Raw genomic sequence first — 17,348 nt, 5'->3', positions numbered from 1 at the left:
AAAAGAGGACACACACATGGCAAAGGCCAAGTTTGAACGTAACAAACCGCACGTTAACGTTGGTACCATCGGTCACGTTGACCACGGTAAAACCACACTAACAGCTGCTATCGCAACTGTCGCTGCTAAAACTTCAGGCGGCGAAGCAAAAGACTACGCGTCAATTGACTCAGCACCAGAAGAAAAAGCACGTGGTATTACCATTAACACCTCACACATTGAGTATGACACTGAAGCACGTCACTACGCACACGTAGACTGCCCAGGTCACGCTGACTATGTTAAAAACATGATTACTGGTGCGGCACAGATGGACGGCGCTATTCTAGTAGTATCTGCTACTGACGGCCCAATGCCACAGACACGTGAGCACATCTTGTTATCACGTCAGGTTGGCGTACCATACATCATCGTATTCATGAACAAATGTGACATGGTTGATGACGAAGAATTACTTGAGCTAGTAGAAATGGAAGTACGTGAATTACTTTCTGACTACGACTTCCCAGGTGATGACACCCCAATCATCAAAGGTTCTGCACTAGAAGCTCTAAATGGTAACGACGGTAAGTATGGTGAGCCAGCAGTTATCGAACTACTAGAAACTCTAGACACTTACATCCCAGAACCAGAGCGTGACGTTGACAAAGCATTCCTAATGCCAATCGAAGACGTATTCTCAATCTCAGGTCGTGGTACTGTTGTAACTGGCCGTGTTGAGTCTGGTGTAGTACGTGTTGGTGACGAAATCGAAATTGTTGGTATTCGTGATACTCAAAAGACGACGTGTACTGGTATCGAGATGTTCCGTAAGTTACTAGACGAAGGTCGTGCTGGTGAGAACTGTGGTGTACTATTACGTGGTACTAAGCGTGAAGACGTACAACGTGGTCAAGTACTTGCTAAGCCAGGTTCAATCACTCCACACACCAAGTTTGACGCAGAAGTATACGTACTATCAAAAGAAGAAGGTGGTCGTCACACGCCATTCCTAAATGGTTACCGTCCACAGTTCTACTTCCGTACTACTGACGTAACGGGTGCTATCTCATTACAAGACGGTACTGAAATGGTAATGCCAGGCGATAACGTTGAGATGAGCGTAGAGCTAATCCACCCAATCGCTATGGACAAAGGTTTACGTTTCGCAATTCGCGAAGGTGGCCGTACTGTAGGTGCGGGTGTTGTTGCTAGCGTTAAAGACTAATATCTTTAATCCTTAATACAGCGTAAAGCTAAAAAACCGTCTCATTTGAGACGGTTTTTTTGTAGCTAGTACTTAAATAATAGCTTCTCCAATAACTAAAAAAGGGTGCGATTAAATTTAATCGCACCCTTTTTTTATAGTTTATCTTAGTCTAATACAACCTAATCTGCATATTCTCTTTGACGCAGTGTTTCATACATACATAATGCACCGGCAATCGCTACATTTAGGCTTTCTTGACCGTTAGGTTGAGGTAGTGCAACTGGGGTTGCAAGCTTCATGATATCTTCACAAACGCCTTGACCTTCATGACCCATCACCCAAGCCACAGGACGGTTTAGATTTTGCTTATAGATGATGTTATCGGTATGTGAGCTGGTCGCAAAAACAGGAACACGCAGATAAGCCAATACTTCATCGGCCTCAACACCTTCATAAATGGTTAAACCAAACTGAGCACCCATACCGGCACGCATAGTCTTTGGTGACCAAGCTTGAGCACTGCCTTTGGTGCAAATAATGGTCTTGATACCGACCGCTGCGGCTGTACGCAATAAGGTGCCTACATTACCATTGTCCTGTACATCATTTAGGATTAGACAGTCGGTAGTAATAGGAGAGCGTAATGCTTGTAGGTCATGTTGGGGGACATTCACAATGGCCATAATCTCAACACCATTGCCAAGTGTGGTAATGCCTTCATAAACGCTATCACTAACCACGGTGAGTTTATTCTCAAGGTTATAGCTACTTAAAGAGCTTAATAATTCCTGAACTTCGGGATGCGATAAACCAGTATAAGAGATGATAATTTGCTCTGGAAGAAAGTCTGCCTGCAGCGCAGCTTCAATAAGATGAACGCCTTCAAGGACAGTTTGCCCCGATTTTTTGCGTTGTCTTGATTGGTTTAGCAGAGCTTTAGCAAGTTTAGCGGTTGGGTTTTTGTCTGAGGTGATAACAGGGTTGTTCGAAAACTTATTGGTGATGATATCGGTCATTATTTGCTCGTTTGATTTAACTATTAGATTGTTTATATGGGACTTGTTTCAGGTTATATAGAAAAGAGGTATAGGACAGTAGAGTAACATACCTTATTCACTATACCGCTATTAAGACGAAATAAAAAAGCCAAACTACACCAGTTTGGCTTTTTGGATAGGTAAATACAAAACACATTACGGCTAATTTAATTAACTGTTTTGATGCAGTTTTTGTACATGTTCAACTTCGTTTTTTGCACCAAGTACAACCGCCACACGTTGATGAATATCGGTTGGCTCATAATCCATAATACGATTGACTGCGTCTGTCGAAGCACCGCCTGCACGTTCAATAAGGAGGCTCATAGGGTTGGCTTCATACATCAAGCGCAGTTTACCGGCTTTATTTGGATCTTTGGTGTCTTTTGGATAAATAAAGATACCACCACGGCATAAGATACGGTGCACATCGCCGACCATAGCAGCGACCCAGCGGGTATTAAAATCTTTACCACGTGGGCCAGTCGTACCAGCTAATAGTTCATTGATATATTGCTGCATAGGTGGCAACCAATGACGCGCGTTAGAAGCATTAATGGCATATTCTTTGGTATCCGCATCGATTATGATGTTCTTTTTTACCAACACAAATTCGCCGGTGGTTGGGTCAAGGCTGAACATCACGACGCCATCATTGTCTGTGTCTAATGAATCTGCAAAAGTGAATGCCAGCATGGCTGATGAGCCATACAGTAAATAACCGGCTGCTAGCTGCTTCGTACCTTTTTGCAAAAAGTCTACATTTTGAACGGCTTGACCTTTATTGGTAACGGGCAATATTGAAAATATGGTACCAGTAGGCATATTGATATCGATATTTGATGACCCATCAAGTGGATCAAACAAAACAAGCAATTCACCTTCTTTATTAGCAGGGGTTGCGTCATCTAGTTCTTCACTGGCCACACCGGCACAATGCTGGTTTGCCGTTAAAGCATCTAACAGCAAGTCGTTTGCGATAACGTCTAGCTTTTTCTGCTGCTCACCCTGTACGTTTTCAGCACCGGCTTCACCATGGATGTCAGCTAGCGCGCCTTTACGCAGTAAGTCAGTAATTTCTTTACCGACTGCGGTTATGGTATTAATCACATCAATGACAGCGGCTTGATTGGCATTATTTTTATTTTGGAAGTATTCACTAAGTGTGGTCATTGGGATGTCCTTTAATGGGTAACGGCTTTGAGGTTTATCAACTTGTCTTACACTTATAAAAAATAGGCTGTAATGATTGAACGTATTATCACTTAATCTAAAGTAGGTGGCATAGTTATCTTATCTACGGCTGTTTTATTGATGCTACAGATACTGTCTTGAGCTTATGTCATTATGCATTCATGATAATAAATGCCAATGATAAATAACAGTTAGCCTGACTGCAGGAAATGCACGCGTAATGTAAATTTAACAACGCTTACTTTTTGAATGAAGTTAAATCGGCTACACTATACACATTCGTCAATCTGTCTGATACTGTGCAATATTAATGATGCGATAAGCGATTTATTAAGCTGCGCAAAGTGTAGCAAAAACGGCGCAATATTTCTTGTGCTCTTTTATTATAATAGCTGACAAAACGACCCTAAACGTGAGTGACAGCAGAGCTGTTATTTAATAACTCATAGTTCATGAGATTCCATCCACGATTACCTGATGATAAAGGACGCCTCAAACTGCCATGACTGACTTAAACCAGAGCAATAATAAAGACGACAAAGCTGCTGAATATGAAGGCTTTGATTCCACAACATCTCGACTCAATGCGTCATTGAGTAAGCCACAGTTAAATGATGATGGTCATATTCGTCATTTTTTAGGTATTGAGGGGCTAAGTCGTAATCAGTTAAAAGCTATTATTGCAAAAGCGGAAAGTTTTTTTGATGACAATGGGCAATTAATTAATCGTCCTGAACTTGAAGGTTGTACGGTGATGAATCTGTTTTTTGAGCCGTCAACACGAACACGTACTACGTTTGAGGTTGCCGAAAAACGTTTGGGTGCCAATGTATTAAATATTGATATTGCCCGTTCAAGCACACAAAAGGGTGAAAGCCTACGTGATACATTATGGAATCTACAAGCGATGACGGCTGATATCTTTGTGGTACGTCATTCGGCCTCGGGTGCAGCGCACTTTATGGCAACGGAAGTGACCCCTGAGATTGCAATTATTAATGGCGGTGATGGTTGGCATGCGCATCCGACTCAAGGCATGCTTGATATGCTGACCATTTATCGTGAAGCCCCGCGTCCTTTTGAAGAGCTAACCGTGGCCATTATTGGTGATATTAAACACTCTCGCGTAGCCCGCTCAGATATTAGCGCGCTTAAAACACTTGGTGTTAAAGAGATTCGTGTGATTGCACCACGGACGTTATTGCCGAAGGGTATCGAGCGTTACGGTGTTAAAGTCTATGAAGACATCGACGAAGGCGTTGTCGATTGTGATGTATTAATGGGACTGCGTATTCAAAATGAGCGTATTGGCTCACCACTCATGGCAGCTTCAAGTGAGTATTTCAAAAACTACGGCATTACGCCTGAACGTGTTGCCAAAGCTAAGCCGGATGCGCTAGTGATGCACCCAGGACCAATGAACCGCGGTGTCGAAATTGCATCTAGCGTGGCAGATGGTCCGCAGTCAGTGATTTTAAAACAGGTAAATAACGGTATTGCTATTCGTATGGCAGTGCTGTCTATGGCAATGCAAGGTCAACGAGAATATCAGGCCAAGCAAGCAGTTCGGTCGTAAGTCTTTAGATAAATAGAGCTTAAGAACCTGTATTCACAAGCTATAATTGGATCTTTTTGCCTAAAACAAGCCACTACTTTGTTAAAATTCGGCTCGAATAGAATGACTATTCAACCCAATTTTGCCTTGTATTGTCTGATTTTATTCTAAAAATACCCTAACTGTAGCTTATGAATACAGGTTCTAAGACCGGCGATTTGATATTAACGAGGATACAATTGTTATCTTTTCATTTAACTGATTACTAAAATTACACTGGATTTATCATGCTAAACCTACTGCCAAAAGACTTCACTCAGCCTGATATCGAAACAAAAAAAGACCACTGGCTACTGCCGCCATTGGTAGACCTATGTGCGCGTTTGCGTGAGCCAGGTCAGCAGCAACACGGCAATCTAAAGACAGAGGGACATGCCGCGCGTGCCAATGGCTTCTTGCATGTGGTTATTCCGCCAGATACCAACCCTGTATTAGAAAATGGTTCATTATTAAAAGGTCTACGTGAGCGAGCCAAGCAAGATGGTGGTATTAACTTGCATATCTTGGGTGCATTGACCGCTGGACTAAAGGGCGAGCGTCCTGCTAACGTCGCTGGTCTAAAGCAAGGCGGCTGTATTGCGGTATCAAATGCGGGTCGTCCTTTTACCAATGACTTAGTATTACTGCGCACCCTTGAGTACGCAGCGACCTTTGATTTAAAAGTATTCTTTTACCCAGATGAGCCAAGTCTGTCCGCAGGTGGTGTGGCTCATGAAGGTTATATTGCCTCATTCCATGGCTTACAAGGTATTCCTTGGCTGGCAGAAACGGTAGCGCTATCGACCCAATTGTTGATGGTAGAAGAAACTGGTATTGCTGCACACTTTAGCCAAATCTCTTGTAAATCATCGGTTAACCTAATCAGACTTGCCAAAAGCCAAGGCTTACCGGTAACCTGCGATGTGGCCATGCATCAGCTGCATCTGACAGATGATGATTTAGAGGGTTTTAATGCTCAGGCCTATGTTATCCCGCCACTGCGTAGTAATACCGACCAAAAAGCGCTGCTTAAAGGGCTGCAAGACGGCACTATCGATGCGATTTGTAGTCATCATGAGCCATTAAATGATTCTGCCAAAAAAGCCCCATTTGCAGAGTCCACTCCAGGTATCTCAAACTTCGATACGTTTATGGCATTGGGCTGCAAACTGGTACGTGATGGTGTGTTAACACCAGAGCAATTAGTGGATAAGATTTGTCTGGCGCCAGCACATATTGCGGGTATCAAAGCACAATATAAAGATATTGGTGGTGCAGTGTTGGTTGATCCTAACCAAGAATGGCAAGTAACAGCAGAGTCTATGATTTCAAAAGGTAAGAACACGCCGTTTATGAATCAGACCTTGCAAGGCAAAGTAGTGGAGACATATTTTGATTGAATCGCCACAGATTAGTGGTTCGATTAAAGCGGTTACGGCGTACGAAGTCATTAAAGGGGTAGGGGCGGTGATTACCGCTCTTGCTCTATGGGCTTGGCATAATGACGTGTCGTTATTTATAGACTCTGCCAACAAAGCTTGGATTAATCACTTTGGTACCTTGTTTAGCGTACAGGTCGATAGCCTAACGCGTGTGGCGCATCGCGGTGCAGAGAACTGGCAGCTATTTATGCTCATTATTATTGGGTATGCCAGTCTACGCTTTTTCGAGGCTTATGGCTTATGGAATGATAAGACGTGGGCTTACTGGTTTAGTGTATTGGGCTATGGTTTGTTTATTCCGTTAGAGGTTTATTATCTAATCGTGCGTCCCTTTGATTGGTTTAAGCTAGGCATTCTATTATTAAATCTCTTGGTCGTTGTCGTGGTGTATCGTCAAATGAAGCAAAAGCGGCTAATCTAATAGCTTTTTATAACGGCCTATCCTCTATAAAAATGGCCTATAACTGTATATCACTCACTCTATCTGTAGCTTAACAAGCTTTGCAATATTTTTCGCGACCTTTAATGCTAAATACGAGTACGCGACGGAGTTTGGGTGGAAGCCATCTTCAGCGAATAACTCCTCTGCGCTAAGCCCTGTATTCTTAAACTCAATAGGCAATGCTAAGACGTTATCATACTCATCACACACCTCAAGCAAATGCGCATTCATTAAATCAGCCTTACTACCCAAAAATTTATTTAAGGGACTGGGTATGGCTGGCATATTTTGCATCGGTGGCAAACATGGGAAAATAATATGTTTGGCGCCAAATTTGCGTTTACCCAGTTCAATAATATCTCTAAGCTGGGTTTGCCACTTTTTAGGCGCGACATTAGTGGTTGTATCATTTACCCCGACCATGACTACCATAACATCAATATGATGTTTTGGCATCGGCAGAACATATAAGCGGCGTAGCGCGTCAAAACTGGTATGCCCTGAGGTGGCATGTAGCGACCAATCAATCTCACTAAATTTCTGCTGAATATCTCTATTGTCGCGCAGCTGATTGAGCAGATGCCCCATTAATGCTTCTTGCTGTACACCCACGCCGACACCAGCCGCTGAAGAATCCCCGACGAGCATTAGATTTAAGACATCTCCTTCAGATTGTGAACAATCCTCAGTTTCAGATAATCTTAAGCGGCCATGACGTTCACCTTCTGCTTCTGGAAGTCGTAGCGCAGTACGTTTTAGTTTATGGCCTTGATACAGATAAATAGGGGCGAGAGCAATGTCTTTTGGCTGTAGTGGAATCATGGATTTGCCTGCGATGGATAAAGAGCTTGGATATAAAAATTAAGTCTCATAAAGCTTAAAACAGTGTGCCACAACCATTAATTCAATTCTACTCTCAGTCAGTGAGCAACAGAGTAGATTACTGCTTACGTTACTACCTTGAGTTTTTGGCTTTAGGGCCGGATATAAGCCTTATAAAGATATAGATCATAAAAAGCCTCTGCTATCCAAGATAACAGAGGCTTTTTTATCGATTAGCCGTATATAAGCTAAAAAGATGATTTAAATTACCAGCCTGTACGTTGACGAATAGTCGTTAAGCTATCATCTACTAGCAGCTTGCCGTCGACGAAGACGTCACGTAGTAGATTGTTTGACGTATCGGTTAACGCATCTTCTTTAATGGTGGTCAGTTTACCTTTTTCATTCTCGATAAGTGCCAAGCGGCCTTTTTTAGAGCGTTTAGAGCGGCTAGTGATAGGGTCTTTGAAAATCTCTTTCCATTCGCCATTCATCTTAATCGCACTGGCCTTCATTGCCCAACTCATAGTATCGCGATTGACTTGCTGTAGTAAGCCGCCGCCCATACCAAAGGTGACGTTATCGGCGCTAAAACCAGCTTGCATAATGGTGTTGAGTATCTTGCCTAAGCTTTGCGGACTGATACCATCGCCTTGAATTAAGCGCACATAATCAGGCAATACTTTATAGCCTTTGCTATTAACAGTATAGCCAAATTTGACCGCAAGGCGTTCTAATGCTTCACGGACGACTTTTGCAGGGTCACCACTGTCAGGTCGAATCACTAAGGTACCGCCCATAGTTTCTATCTGCTCTTTAAGCTCTTCACCCCAGATATTATCAATGGCGTTCCACAAGTCATAGCTGTCAGAGACGACTGCAACGGTTTGACCTTTACCGCCAAATTGCTCTAGCATATTAGCAAAGGCTTCTTTCTCATGGTCACGGCCCCATGCGGTCATGGTGCTGTGCTCAGCAGCTGGGATTGAGAAGGCAAGCATCTCTTTATCCATACCATACCAGCGGCTTGCAGCGACCAGAGCACTCATGCTATCTGTGCCTGAGAAGTTGACCAAATGCGCCAAGCTTCCTAGAGCAACGGTTTCCATACTAGAAGCACCTCGTGCGCCAAAGTCATGCAGCTTAAAGGGCAAGCCCGCGCTACTGTCTGCTGACTTCTCTAAAGCCGCTTTAATCACATTTTTGCAGTAGTAAGATAGGCTCGCCACCGTAGAGGGGTACCAAATTGCTCGTAGCAATGAGGTCTCTAGATAGCTTGGTAGCCAGTAAAACTCAGGATCAGTATTGATAATCTGACAAACCACATTGGATACCGGTACGATACTGCCTTCAGGAACGGCTTGAATACGAATCGGCAAGTAGCCGCCGTGTTTTTCGACCAAACGCTCCCAGCCGGCACGGTTAAAGGGTAATCCGTGTGCTTTGATGACCGCTTCGGCTTCATCGATATGAGCAAAGGTAATCGGGTCTTTTAGATAGTCTTTGATAAAGGCTTGCAGGCCAAAAAAGACCACATCATAGTCACCCTTACGGGCCTCGACATAGCTTGACATATACTCACTACCTGGCGGATATTGCAACCAGTGTGAGGTTTTATAGCTGTCAGAATTTAAGATTAAGTTGTTAAAGTTACCAGTGTACATCACAGAACTCCTCTGCTTTGGTGGAATGAACCCCTGTTAGGCATCGCATTGATAGCCTAAAGGTAGTTTCATAAGCCTCTCTTGTCTGGTAGGACCAAGCGGGGCTAAAAAGCCCTTGCTGTCTATCAGCTCGGGCGAAAAATTAATAATTATAAGCCGACCATTTTGGTGATAATGGCGTAGTGATCTTCAAACATTCTTTTTGGATCAAGCTCAGCTAGCGGCAGCCAAAATGCTTTGGCCGCATCGTCGCCACCTTTTACCTTGGGCAGGCCATTGGCATCATTCTTTAACTGGAAATAAAAGGCTTGAGTAATGGTACGACCCCGTGCTGAGCGGTATGGATCATCAAAGGTATGCTGTGAATGACGTGAACCACGTAATACAGGCTCTGGTACTTTTAGGCGGGTCTCTTCTCGAAGCTCTCGAATACAGGCATCAAATAAGGTTTCTTTTTGATCGACAAAGCCGCCCGGTAATGCCCAAAGTCCACGACCTGGCATACTACGGCGCTCTACCAATAAGATATGACCTGATTGAACCACCACTGCATCTGCGGTCATAAAGGTTGGCGGATAAGGCGTGTCTTGCCACTGCTTCTTATAGTTATCAACAAACCATGCTTCTTCATGCAGTTGGGTATAGTCATCGGTTTGTTTAAACTGCTCTAACACTTCACGGGTGGAGGCAGGCGTGCGCTCACCTGTTGGGGTAGCACCCATCAGATAACCTTCACGGATTGGCGTCGCAGAAAGGCTCTTATAGTTGGGGACAGAGATAGACTGCCAATTTGGGAATAAAGATAGATAGTATGACGAGCTGTCTTTAGAGTGACCAATAAGCGCGATATCGGCATTTAAATCATGCGTTACTGAGCGCACAGATTGCTGTACGCATTGTAGCCAGCGCGTGTCATTATAAAGCGCGTCATCAAGACCGACACAGTGGATACGGGCAGCATCTTCTTCTGAATAAGCCCCTCGAATCATTTGCGCACGTTCTTCAACGCTAAATGGATTACGTAAACTACGTGGCAGGTTAGCCGAACCAATGAGCATAATCACATTGTCTGCGCGTTTTAACGCCTCATCGACAACGGCTTTATGCCCTAGATGAAACGGCTGAAAACGACCAATAAACACAAGGTATTTATAACGGCGGTCAGCGGAAGGCGCTGGATGCTCATTTTGAGTGTCGGTATCATAATTGGTGTCTGATTCAATAGGGCTACGTTCGGGTAACACACTCATTATATCGGCTCCTGCAATGGTCATCTTCAAAGGTAAAGATGACCTTATTTAATGTATTTTTATCACTAACAGTTTTAAAGTGCTCGAATTAAATAAATGTTGATAGACCTTTATTTAATAATTATTTATGCAGATATATTTGTCACTTCAAAACAAAAGCTGGCGAATAATAACCTCACATACTGACACAGCTAGAGGGTAGATGACAATAAATAATAAGTATGCAAACGTATAAATGCGGTTAATATTATGCTTTTGTGACTCTTTAAGCATAATAAAAGAGCCTATTCTAGCATCTAGAAGAGGCTCTTTTTAGATTTTAGGTTTCTAAGCCAAAGCTTTTTGATTATTCAGCGCTAAGGTTTATAGAGAGCCGATTTTTTCTAAGTCTTCTTGACGTAAGACTTCGGTTACGCTCTCATCAGACTCTATACGGCTGATAAATGGATTAAAGTTGTCGTAGCTTAATAAGTCTAACTCAAAGTTTTTCGACCAGCGCAGGATGACATACAGATATAAATCAGCAGTACTCTTAGTGCCGGTTAGATAATCTTGTTTGCCTAATTGCTCGTTTGCAATACCTAGCATTTTGACAAGTTTTTGCTTAGCTTTAGTCGTCATCTCCTGTTGCGCACTGCTATCACTCACAAAGTTATCTGGACCAAACAGTGGTGCAAAGCCTTTATGCACGTCTGCATTTAAGAAAGCCAACCAATGGATAATCTCTGCTTTTGCCGCTGGCGTGTCGGTATTACCGAAGATATGTGCTTCAGGATAGCGCGCGTCAATATAGGTTTGTACTGCAACGTTTTGGGTAACGACGGTATCGCCTTCTACTACAGCTGGCACACTACCTTGCGGATTGATACGTAGATATTCATCAGACTTAAGAGAGTCACGATCCATAATCTCTAATTCATAATCCGCACCTGCCCACTCAAGCGCTGTGTGAGGAACAAATGAGCAAGCACCTGGTAAAATATATAACTTCATAATCAACTCCGCTATTTTAATTTAAGTGAATATAGGTTTGTTTTATTCTTATAGTGAAGGTTGCTTTTTTAAAGGCATATTGGCTATTAACCATAACGTTTCATACCAGCATGTCGGTACAAAATAAGGATAGCGCCATAAAAAAAGCAAGACAGTTTAGTCTAGTAACTGCCTTGCTTAAATTCAATACGATTGTGTGATATTAGGTATGCTCTACGTAGCATTAAAGTTTTAGTTAACGCGCGCGCCTTTAAGCCAAGGTTTGGTATTTCTTCTATTAGCACGCAGTTGACGCACCGCATGCGCCATTAAAAACATAATACCTACCCAAATCAGACCGTAGCTATAGAGCATGCCCATCTCAAAGCTATCGCCTAGTAGCGTGATGGCTAAGAAGAATAATAATATCGGCTCAAGATAGCTCATCATGCCAAAGACGTTTACGGGTAGCATTTGACTGGCATCTAGATTGGTCTTTAGAGCCAATATACTTAAGACACCAAGGCTTGCGACCAATAGCATCATAACGCCAGAACCTGCAATTAAGGTTAAATTACTTGGCGCCACAAAAATAAGGTAGCCGATGGCAATAGGCAAAAACAAGGTCAAATCAACGAGCATCCCAGTCATTGCAGTAATACCCTGTAATCGGCGCATAATATAATAAATAGGATAAGTGCCGCACACCCATAGCGTTGCCCATGAGATACTTTGGGTGCGCATCATCTCCATCGCGATACCGACCATGGCAAAGCCGACCGCTGCCCACTGCAATTTACTTAAGCGCTCTTTAAAAAACACGAAGCCGAACAGCACCATCATCAGCGGGAATAGGAAATAGCCCATCGCCACTTGCACCCCTTGGCCATTCACAGGCGCCCACATAAACAGCCATAATTGGCTAAAAAATATCGGGGTAGGTAGCAGCAGCCAAGCTAACTGCTTAGGCGTATTTAACTGCTTTAGAACATTTAGATGATAACTAAGGCGACCTCTGATAAGCACAAAACTAACCAGTGCAATCCACATGGTCAACATACGCCAGATAAACACCTGCGTACCGGTTAGCGGCTGCAATAAATTACTATAAAAATATAAGATGGCGAATAATACGTTAGACGCAATAGCAAACATAACACCTACAATCATTGTGCGTTGCTTTGCATCAATAGATGCCCAAAAAGAGGCCAAGGGCAGCTGTTGTGTACGCGTTGCAAATACATTTCTAGACATAACAATGCACCATAAAAATAGGCATACCAAAAGCTAAATGCAAAAGTGGGGTAAAGCCTGCGCTAGAGCGATATAGGCTGAAGCGGTGCAGGACTGATTCTCGCCATAAAAGGCGACACTTTTGTTTTGGTATGTGAGTGACTGTTTAAAGATTACGTCGTCGAGAAGACGTTTTAGAGTTTTACATAAAGCTAAGCCAGGCTAATCAGGATGATTATAAAAGCTTAGCAGGATGTTGCTGAGTCGTTCTATCTATAAGAATATTGTCTGTATTGCTTATGGAGTAAATCTTATAGAGTAAATATATATAGGCTAAATACTCATAAATCAAATGCATAGCAATTAAGCTTAGACTTCTTCTTCGAGTCTTGTTACCAGTAACTGATTAATTTTTAAATTCTCAGTATCTAGGATTTCAAATTTAAAACCGGCATGTTCGATAACATCGGTTTTTTTAGGAATTTTGCGTAGCATATACATCATGAACCCACTTATGGTTTCATAATTTTCAGAGTTTGGCAAGTTTATAATCTCCAAAGTGCGAATAACGTCTTCAATTGGGGTCATACCATCGACAAGCCATGAGTTTTCGGTACGTTGTACAATGGGCTGCTCATCAATGGTGACAAGTTCTCCCATCACGATACTCATCACATCTTTTAGGGTGATTACACCGACCACTAAAGCATATTCATTGACGATAACTGCAAAGTCTGAACCGGTAGTTTTAAAGGTCTCTAATACATCAAATAGGGTCAGCGTATCTGGAATAAACAGCACAGTGCGTAAGATACTAGAGTCGGTTAAGCGCACTTCTTCTTTTTGCAAAACCATCGCCAAAAAGGCACGTGATTCGACATACCCGATGGTTTGCTCTAAATCATCCTCAAGACAGACCAAAAACTTATGATGCGGCTCCCGAATCATGGTTTCAACGATGGTGTCGTGACTTTCATTAGAGTCAAAGTACAAGATATATTCTCGCGTGGTCATTACCGAGGTGACCGTGCGCTCTTGCATCTCAAAGATATTGGCAATCAAATGATGTTCTTGCTGCTTTAATACACCGGCTTCAGCACCCGCATCCATCACCGCATAGATATCCTCTGAGGTCATATCATCGCTACGTACGGTTGAGATACCCAGCAGTTTAAATAGCAAGTCAGCAGCACCATCGAACACCCAAATTAGTGGCTTAAATATGAAGATAAGCATCATCATTGGGCGAACCATACGAATGGCAATGGGCTCGGCATAGGTCATGGCAAAACGTTTGGGCATCAAGTCGGCGAATAATACAAAGACGCTGGTGACGATAATAAACGATAGGACAGACGACAAAGCCTCGTTACCGATAATCGCATACAGATAGGGGCTAATAGCAGACTCACCAATGACACCGGCCAAAATAGCCACTGCATTTAAGGCGACCTGTACCACAGTGATAAAGCTGCCCGGATTTTGCTGCATATTGAGGACATCAAGTGCACGCACTTCGCCTTCTTTGGCCAAAATTTGTAATTTAATTTTACGGGCAGAGGCAAGCGCAAGCTCGGAGCTTGAGACGACAGCACTTAACGCTATTAATAAAAAAATAGAAATGACCGCACTAAATAAGCTCATGATAATAAACTCTGAATCTAAGCAAGATTGCTGCACAAAAGCGAGCGCAGGAAGCGTTATCGCCTTTTGTATGGGGGATTGGGCAGGGAAAAGACATTATATTTTAAAGACTAAGTATTATATTACATATTGTGATATTAAGCTTAAAGATAAGTAGCAGAGTGGCGTGATTGCGTATCTTTTCTCATTATTTGGCTTGATTAATTTATTATCAACACCATAATGGGGGTATCAAGGTTTAAAACTCAGACTCTGCTTTATTCGGCTGACATGTTATTATTTTGACAATAAATATTGACGGATACATACCGGTTTTAAGCCCATTAAATTCTCATAATAAAAGAGGTCATGATATGACTGATACCGCTCAAACTTCTGCCCTTGATATCGATCAAACGGATATCAAAAGCAATATTACTATTACAGAATCTGCGCAAGGTTATCTAGCTGAATTATTGGCAAAACAAGAAACGCCAGGTATTGGTGTGCGTATTTTTGTTGAACATCCAGGTACACCGCGTGCTGAATGCTGTATGGCTTATAACCAGCCAGGTGAAGAAGATGAAGCTGATTTACAGATGCCGTTTGAAGACTTCACAGCTTATATTGAGGCCTCATCGGTGCCTTATTTAGAAGATGCGGTTATCGACTATAATAAAGATCGTTTTGGTGGTCAGTTAACTTTCCGCGCACCGAACTCAAAAGTGCCTAAAGTTGGCGCGGATGCCAGCGTTGAAGAGCGTATCAACTACGTTTTACAGTCAGAGATTAATCCAAGTCTTGCTGCCCATGGCGGTGACGTACAGTTGCTTGAGCTAATTGAAGAAGAAGGCGTTGGCCTAACGGCAGTACTAAAATTCGGTGGTGGTTGTCAGGGCTGTTCGGCAGTTGATATGACTTTACGTCAAGGCGTAGAAGTTCAGCTAAAACAGCAAATTCCTGAACTGACTCAGGTTGTGGATGATACTGACCATACGCGTACTGAAAATGCTTATTACAAATAGGTTATAAATACGTTAGGTACCAAAAATAAAGTTAGATTGTAAAAATAGACTTTATAGAACAGCTGAACTATCATTAGATGGTTCAGCTTTTTTTATGACTTACGTTAAATCATAAATGCGCTGTTGCTCAAGAGCACGATAACGTGCCTAAATATTAACCCCATATTACGGTTCACTCTCATTTATCAATAAGCTAAGGATACACTATGAGTCATAATGACCCTTTAGATAGCCCAGAAAATAACAATAATAATCACCGTCTAGAAACTCTATCAATCCATGCCGGCTATACAGTAGAGCCAACGACCAAAGCGGTTGCTGTGCCAATTTATCACACCAGCTCGTATGCCTTTGATGATACCCAGCATGGTGCAGATTTATTTGACTTAAAAGTTGAAGGCAATATCTACACCCGAATTATGAACCCAACCAATGCCGTACTTGAAGAGCGCGTTGCAGCTTTAGAAGGTGGTATTGGGGCATTAGCGGTGGCATCAGGTATGGCAGCTATCACCTATGCGGTACAGACCATTTGTGAAGCGGGCGATAACATCGTTGCCGTATCGACCCTTTATGGCGGTACCTATAATTTCTTTGCACACACGTTACCGCGTCAAGGTATCGAAGTACGTTTCTTCGATTATCAAAATCCAGAAGCCATCCGAGATTTGGTCGATGATAAGACTAAGATGGTGTTTGCGGAGAGTATCGGTAATCCACTGGGTAATATAATTGATATCCAAACCGTTGCCGATATTGCACACGAATATGGGGTGCCGGTTGTGATTGATAACACGGTAGCGACACCAGCATTATGCCGCCCGTTTGAGCATGGTGCCGATATCGTGGTTCATTCGTTGACCAAGTATATGAGCGGTACGGGTACGTCAATCGGTGGTGCGATTGTTGATAGTGGCAAGTTTAACTGGGGCGATTATCCTGAGCGTTTCCCATTACTAAACGAGCCCGATATCAGCTATCATGGCGTAAATTTTGTAAAAGATGTGGGCGCTGCTGCTTATATCGCGCGAGCTCGTGTGGCTCCGCTACGTAATACGGGTGCGGCGTTAAGCCCGCTTAATGCATTTAGTATTTTACAAGGTATTCAGACATTAGGCCTGCGTATGGAGCGTCATGTTGAGAATGCGCAAGCCGTCGCTGAGTATTTGAAGAGCCATGATAAAGTAGCTTGGGTAAAATATGCGGGCTTGTCTGATCATCCGGACCACGCACTTGCACAAAAATATATGAAAGGGACTCCGTCGTCTATTCTGACTTTTGGTGTTAAAGGCGGGCGTGAAGCAGGCGCACGATTTATCGATGCGCTAAACCTAATCACGCGTCTGGTAAATATTGGTGATGCAAAATCACTGGCCAGCCATCCTGCGACCACCACGCATCGTCAGTTAAATGAAGAAGAGCTGGCTAAGGCTGGCGTAAGCGATGATATGGTTCGTTTATCAATCGGTATCGAGCATATTGACGATATCAAAGCCGACTTAAAGCAGGCGTTAGCAAAAGCGTAAATTTTTAAGCTAATAACTACTCTTTTTTTTATAGTCTGTCTCGTCCTAAAATAGGTTGATGATTTAAAACAAGCCAGATACCCCGTGTATCTGGTTTTTTCTATGCAGAACACCCATAACTTTGATGAAACTCGAAAGGCGTTCTCATATTCAAACTCAAATGCGGTCTCATATGATTATAAATATAAACCGACTCATCAACGAGCACTCTTAGCTCATCTAACGTATTACACTGATGAATTAAAAACTCATCCTTTAAAATGCCATTAACGCGTTCAGCTAAAGCATTTTGATAACAGTCATAGCCATCTGTCATAGACGGTCTAATGTTGTTC

At 42.8% G+C, this 17,348-nt stretch carries 15 protein-coding genes; 6 read left to right on the top strand and 9 right to left on the bottom strand.

Annotated features, from left to right (window positions below):
• Positions 1-16: 16 nt before the first annotated feature.
• Positions 17-1,207, top strand: a complete 1,191-nt coding sequence (tuf, locus tag AC2SLM_RS12370) for an elongation factor Tu (RefSeq protein ID WP_486543348.1) — start codon at positions 17-19, stop codon at positions 1,205-1,207.
• A 161-nt stretch (positions 1,208-1,368) separates the two neighbouring features.
• Here tuf and AC2SLM_RS12365 read toward each other — a convergent pair whose 3' ends face one another.
• Complete coding sequence (locus AC2SLM_RS12365) at positions 1,369-2,205, bottom strand: TrmH family RNA methyltransferase (RefSeq protein ID WP_486554195.1); 837 nt, start codon at positions 2,203-2,205, stop codon at positions 1,369-1,371.
• Positions 2,206-2,397: 192 nt separating this feature from the next.
• On the bottom strand, positions 2,398-3,399 hold the full coding sequence (locus tag AC2SLM_RS12360; protein ID WP_486554194.1) for a class 1 fructose-bisphosphatase: 1,002 nt from the start codon (positions 3,397-3,399) through the stop codon (positions 2,398-2,400).
• A 523-nt stretch (positions 3,400-3,922) separates the two neighbouring features.
• On the opposite strand from AC2SLM_RS12360, the gene AC2SLM_RS12355 reads away from it, so the two are divergent.
• The 3 genes from AC2SLM_RS12355 (at position 3,923) to AC2SLM_RS12345 (ending at position 6,877) form a co-directional block, all read left to right on the top strand.
• Positions 3,923-4,996, top strand: coding sequence for an aspartate carbamoyltransferase catalytic subunit (locus AC2SLM_RS12355; RefSeq protein ID WP_486554192.1), 1,074 nt, complete (start codon positions 3,923-3,925; stop codon positions 4,994-4,996).
• A 266-nt stretch (positions 4,997-5,262) separates the two neighbouring features.
• On the top strand, positions 5,263-6,414 hold the full coding sequence (locus tag AC2SLM_RS12350) for a dihydroorotase (protein ID WP_486554191.1): 1,152 nt from the start codon (positions 5,263-5,265) through the stop codon (positions 6,412-6,414).
• The gene (locus AC2SLM_RS12345; RefSeq protein ID WP_486543671.1) at positions 6,407-6,877 is read left to right on the top strand and encodes a DUF2127 domain-containing protein; all 471 of its coding nucleotides are present in this window, start codon (positions 6,407-6,409) and stop codon (positions 6,875-6,877) included. Before AC2SLM_RS12350 ends, AC2SLM_RS12345 begins: the two co-directional genes overlap by 8 nt.
• A gap of 54 nt (positions 6,878-6,931) precedes the next feature.
• Here the strand turns inward: AC2SLM_RS12345 and AC2SLM_RS12340 are convergent, their stop codons facing one another.
• The 6 genes from AC2SLM_RS12340 to paeA form a co-directional block, all read right to left on the bottom strand.
• The gene (locus AC2SLM_RS12340; protein ID WP_486554189.1) at positions 6,932-7,720 is read right to left on the bottom strand and encodes an SGNH/GDSL hydrolase family protein; all 789 of its coding nucleotides are present in this window, start codon (positions 7,718-7,720) and stop codon (positions 6,932-6,934) included.
• Positions 7,721-7,986: 266 nt separating this feature from the next.
• Positions 7,987-9,384 carry a nicotinate phosphoribosyltransferase gene (locus AC2SLM_RS12335; RefSeq protein ID WP_486554187.1) on the bottom strand — a complete coding sequence of 466 codons (1,398 nt, stop codon included), beginning with the start codon at positions 9,382-9,384 and terminating at the stop codon, positions 7,987-7,989.
• Between the two features lie 149 nt (positions 9,385-9,533).
• Complete coding sequence (locus AC2SLM_RS12330; RefSeq protein ID WP_486554185.1) at positions 9,534-10,634, bottom strand: bifunctional nicotinamide-nucleotide adenylyltransferase/Nudix hydroxylase; 1,101 nt, start codon at positions 10,632-10,634, stop codon at positions 9,534-9,536.
• A gap of 363 nt (positions 10,635-10,997) precedes the next feature.
• Complete coding sequence (locus AC2SLM_RS12325; protein WP_486554183.1) at positions 10,998-11,627, bottom strand: glutathione S-transferase family protein; 630 nt, start codon at positions 11,625-11,627, stop codon at positions 10,998-11,000.
• Between the two features lie 231 nt (positions 11,628-11,858).
• Positions 11,859-12,860, bottom strand: coding sequence for an EamA family transporter RarD (gene rarD, locus AC2SLM_RS12320; RefSeq protein WP_486543666.1), 1,002 nt, complete (start codon positions 12,858-12,860; stop codon positions 11,859-11,861).
• 348 nt (positions 12,861-13,208) lie between these two features.
• Positions 13,209-14,483, bottom strand: coding sequence for a polyamine export protein PaeA (paeA, locus tag AC2SLM_RS12315; RefSeq protein ID WP_486543679.1), 1,275 nt, complete (start codon positions 14,481-14,483; stop codon positions 13,209-13,211).
• 353 nt (positions 14,484-14,836) lie between these two features.
• On the opposite strand from paeA, the gene nfuA reads away from it, so the two are divergent.
• Together nfuA and AC2SLM_RS12305 are read left to right on the top strand one after the other, a co-directional pair.
• The gene (nfuA, locus tag AC2SLM_RS12310) at positions 14,837-15,487 is read left to right on the top strand and encodes a Fe-S biogenesis protein NfuA (protein ID WP_486543665.1); all 651 of its coding nucleotides are present in this window, start codon (positions 14,837-14,839) and stop codon (positions 15,485-15,487) included.
• 206 nt (positions 15,488-15,693) lie between these two features.
• Entirely contained in the window at positions 15,694-17,013 is a 1,320-nt protein-coding gene (locus AC2SLM_RS12305; protein ID WP_486543664.1) for an O-acetylhomoserine aminocarboxypropyltransferase/cysteine synthase family protein, read from the top strand.
• A gap of 100 nt (positions 17,014-17,113) precedes the next feature.
• Here the strand turns inward: AC2SLM_RS12305 and AC2SLM_RS12300 are convergent.
• Positions 17,114-17,348: integrase core domain-containing protein (locus AC2SLM_RS12300; RefSeq protein ID WP_486551188.1), on the bottom strand; the 235-nt coding region annotated here is incomplete at its 5' end.

Source organism: Psychrobacter sp. CX16, assembly GCF_057396245.1.
This window is presented reverse-complemented; position numbering and strand designations above follow the sequence as displayed.

Bases quoted from the DNA above. Each gene is read 5' to 3' on its own strand.
- tuf (WP_486543348.1), top strand. From the start codon at position 17: ATGGCAAAGGCCAAGTTTGAACGTAACAAACCGCACGTTAACGTTGGT.
- AC2SLM_RS12365 (WP_486554195.1), bottom strand. From the start codon at position 2,205: ATGACCGATATCATCACCAATAAGTTTTCGAACAACCCTGTTATCACC.
- AC2SLM_RS12360 (WP_486554194.1), bottom strand. From the start codon at position 3,399: ATGACCACACTTAGTGAATACTTCCAAAATAAAAATAATGCCAATCAA.
- AC2SLM_RS12355 (WP_486554192.1), top strand. From the start codon at position 3,923: ATGACTGACTTAAACCAGAGCAATAATAAAGACGACAAAGCTGCTGAA.
- AC2SLM_RS12350 (WP_486554191.1), top strand. From the start codon at position 5,263: ATGCTAAACCTACTGCCAAAAGACTTCACTCAGCCTGATATCGAAACA.
- AC2SLM_RS12340 (WP_486554189.1), bottom strand. From the start codon at position 7,720: ATGATTCCACTACAGCCAAAAGACATTGCTCTCGCCCCTATTTATCTG.
- AC2SLM_RS12335 (WP_486554187.1), bottom strand. From the start codon at position 9,384: ATGTACACTGGTAACTTTAACAACTTAATCTTAAATTCTGACAGCTAT.
- AC2SLM_RS12330 (WP_486554185.1), bottom strand. From the start codon at position 10,634: ATGAGTGTGTTACCCGAACGTAGCCCTATTGAATCAGACACCAATTAT.
- AC2SLM_RS12325 (WP_486554183.1), bottom strand. From the start codon at position 11,627: ATGAAGTTATATATTTTACCAGGTGCTTGCTCATTTGTTCCTCACACA.
- rarD (WP_486543666.1), bottom strand. From the start codon at position 12,860: ATGTCTAGAAATGTATTTGCAACGCGTACACAACAGCTGCCCTTGGCC.
- paeA (WP_486543679.1), bottom strand. From the start codon at position 14,483: ATGAGCTTATTTAGTGCGGTCATTTCTATTTTTTTATTAATAGCGTTA.
- nfuA (WP_486543665.1), top strand. From the start codon at position 14,837: ATGACTGATACCGCTCAAACTTCTGCCCTTGATATCGATCAAACGGAT.
- AC2SLM_RS12305 (WP_486543664.1), top strand. From the start codon at position 15,694: ATGAGTCATAATGACCCTTTAGATAGCCCAGAAAATAACAATAATAAT.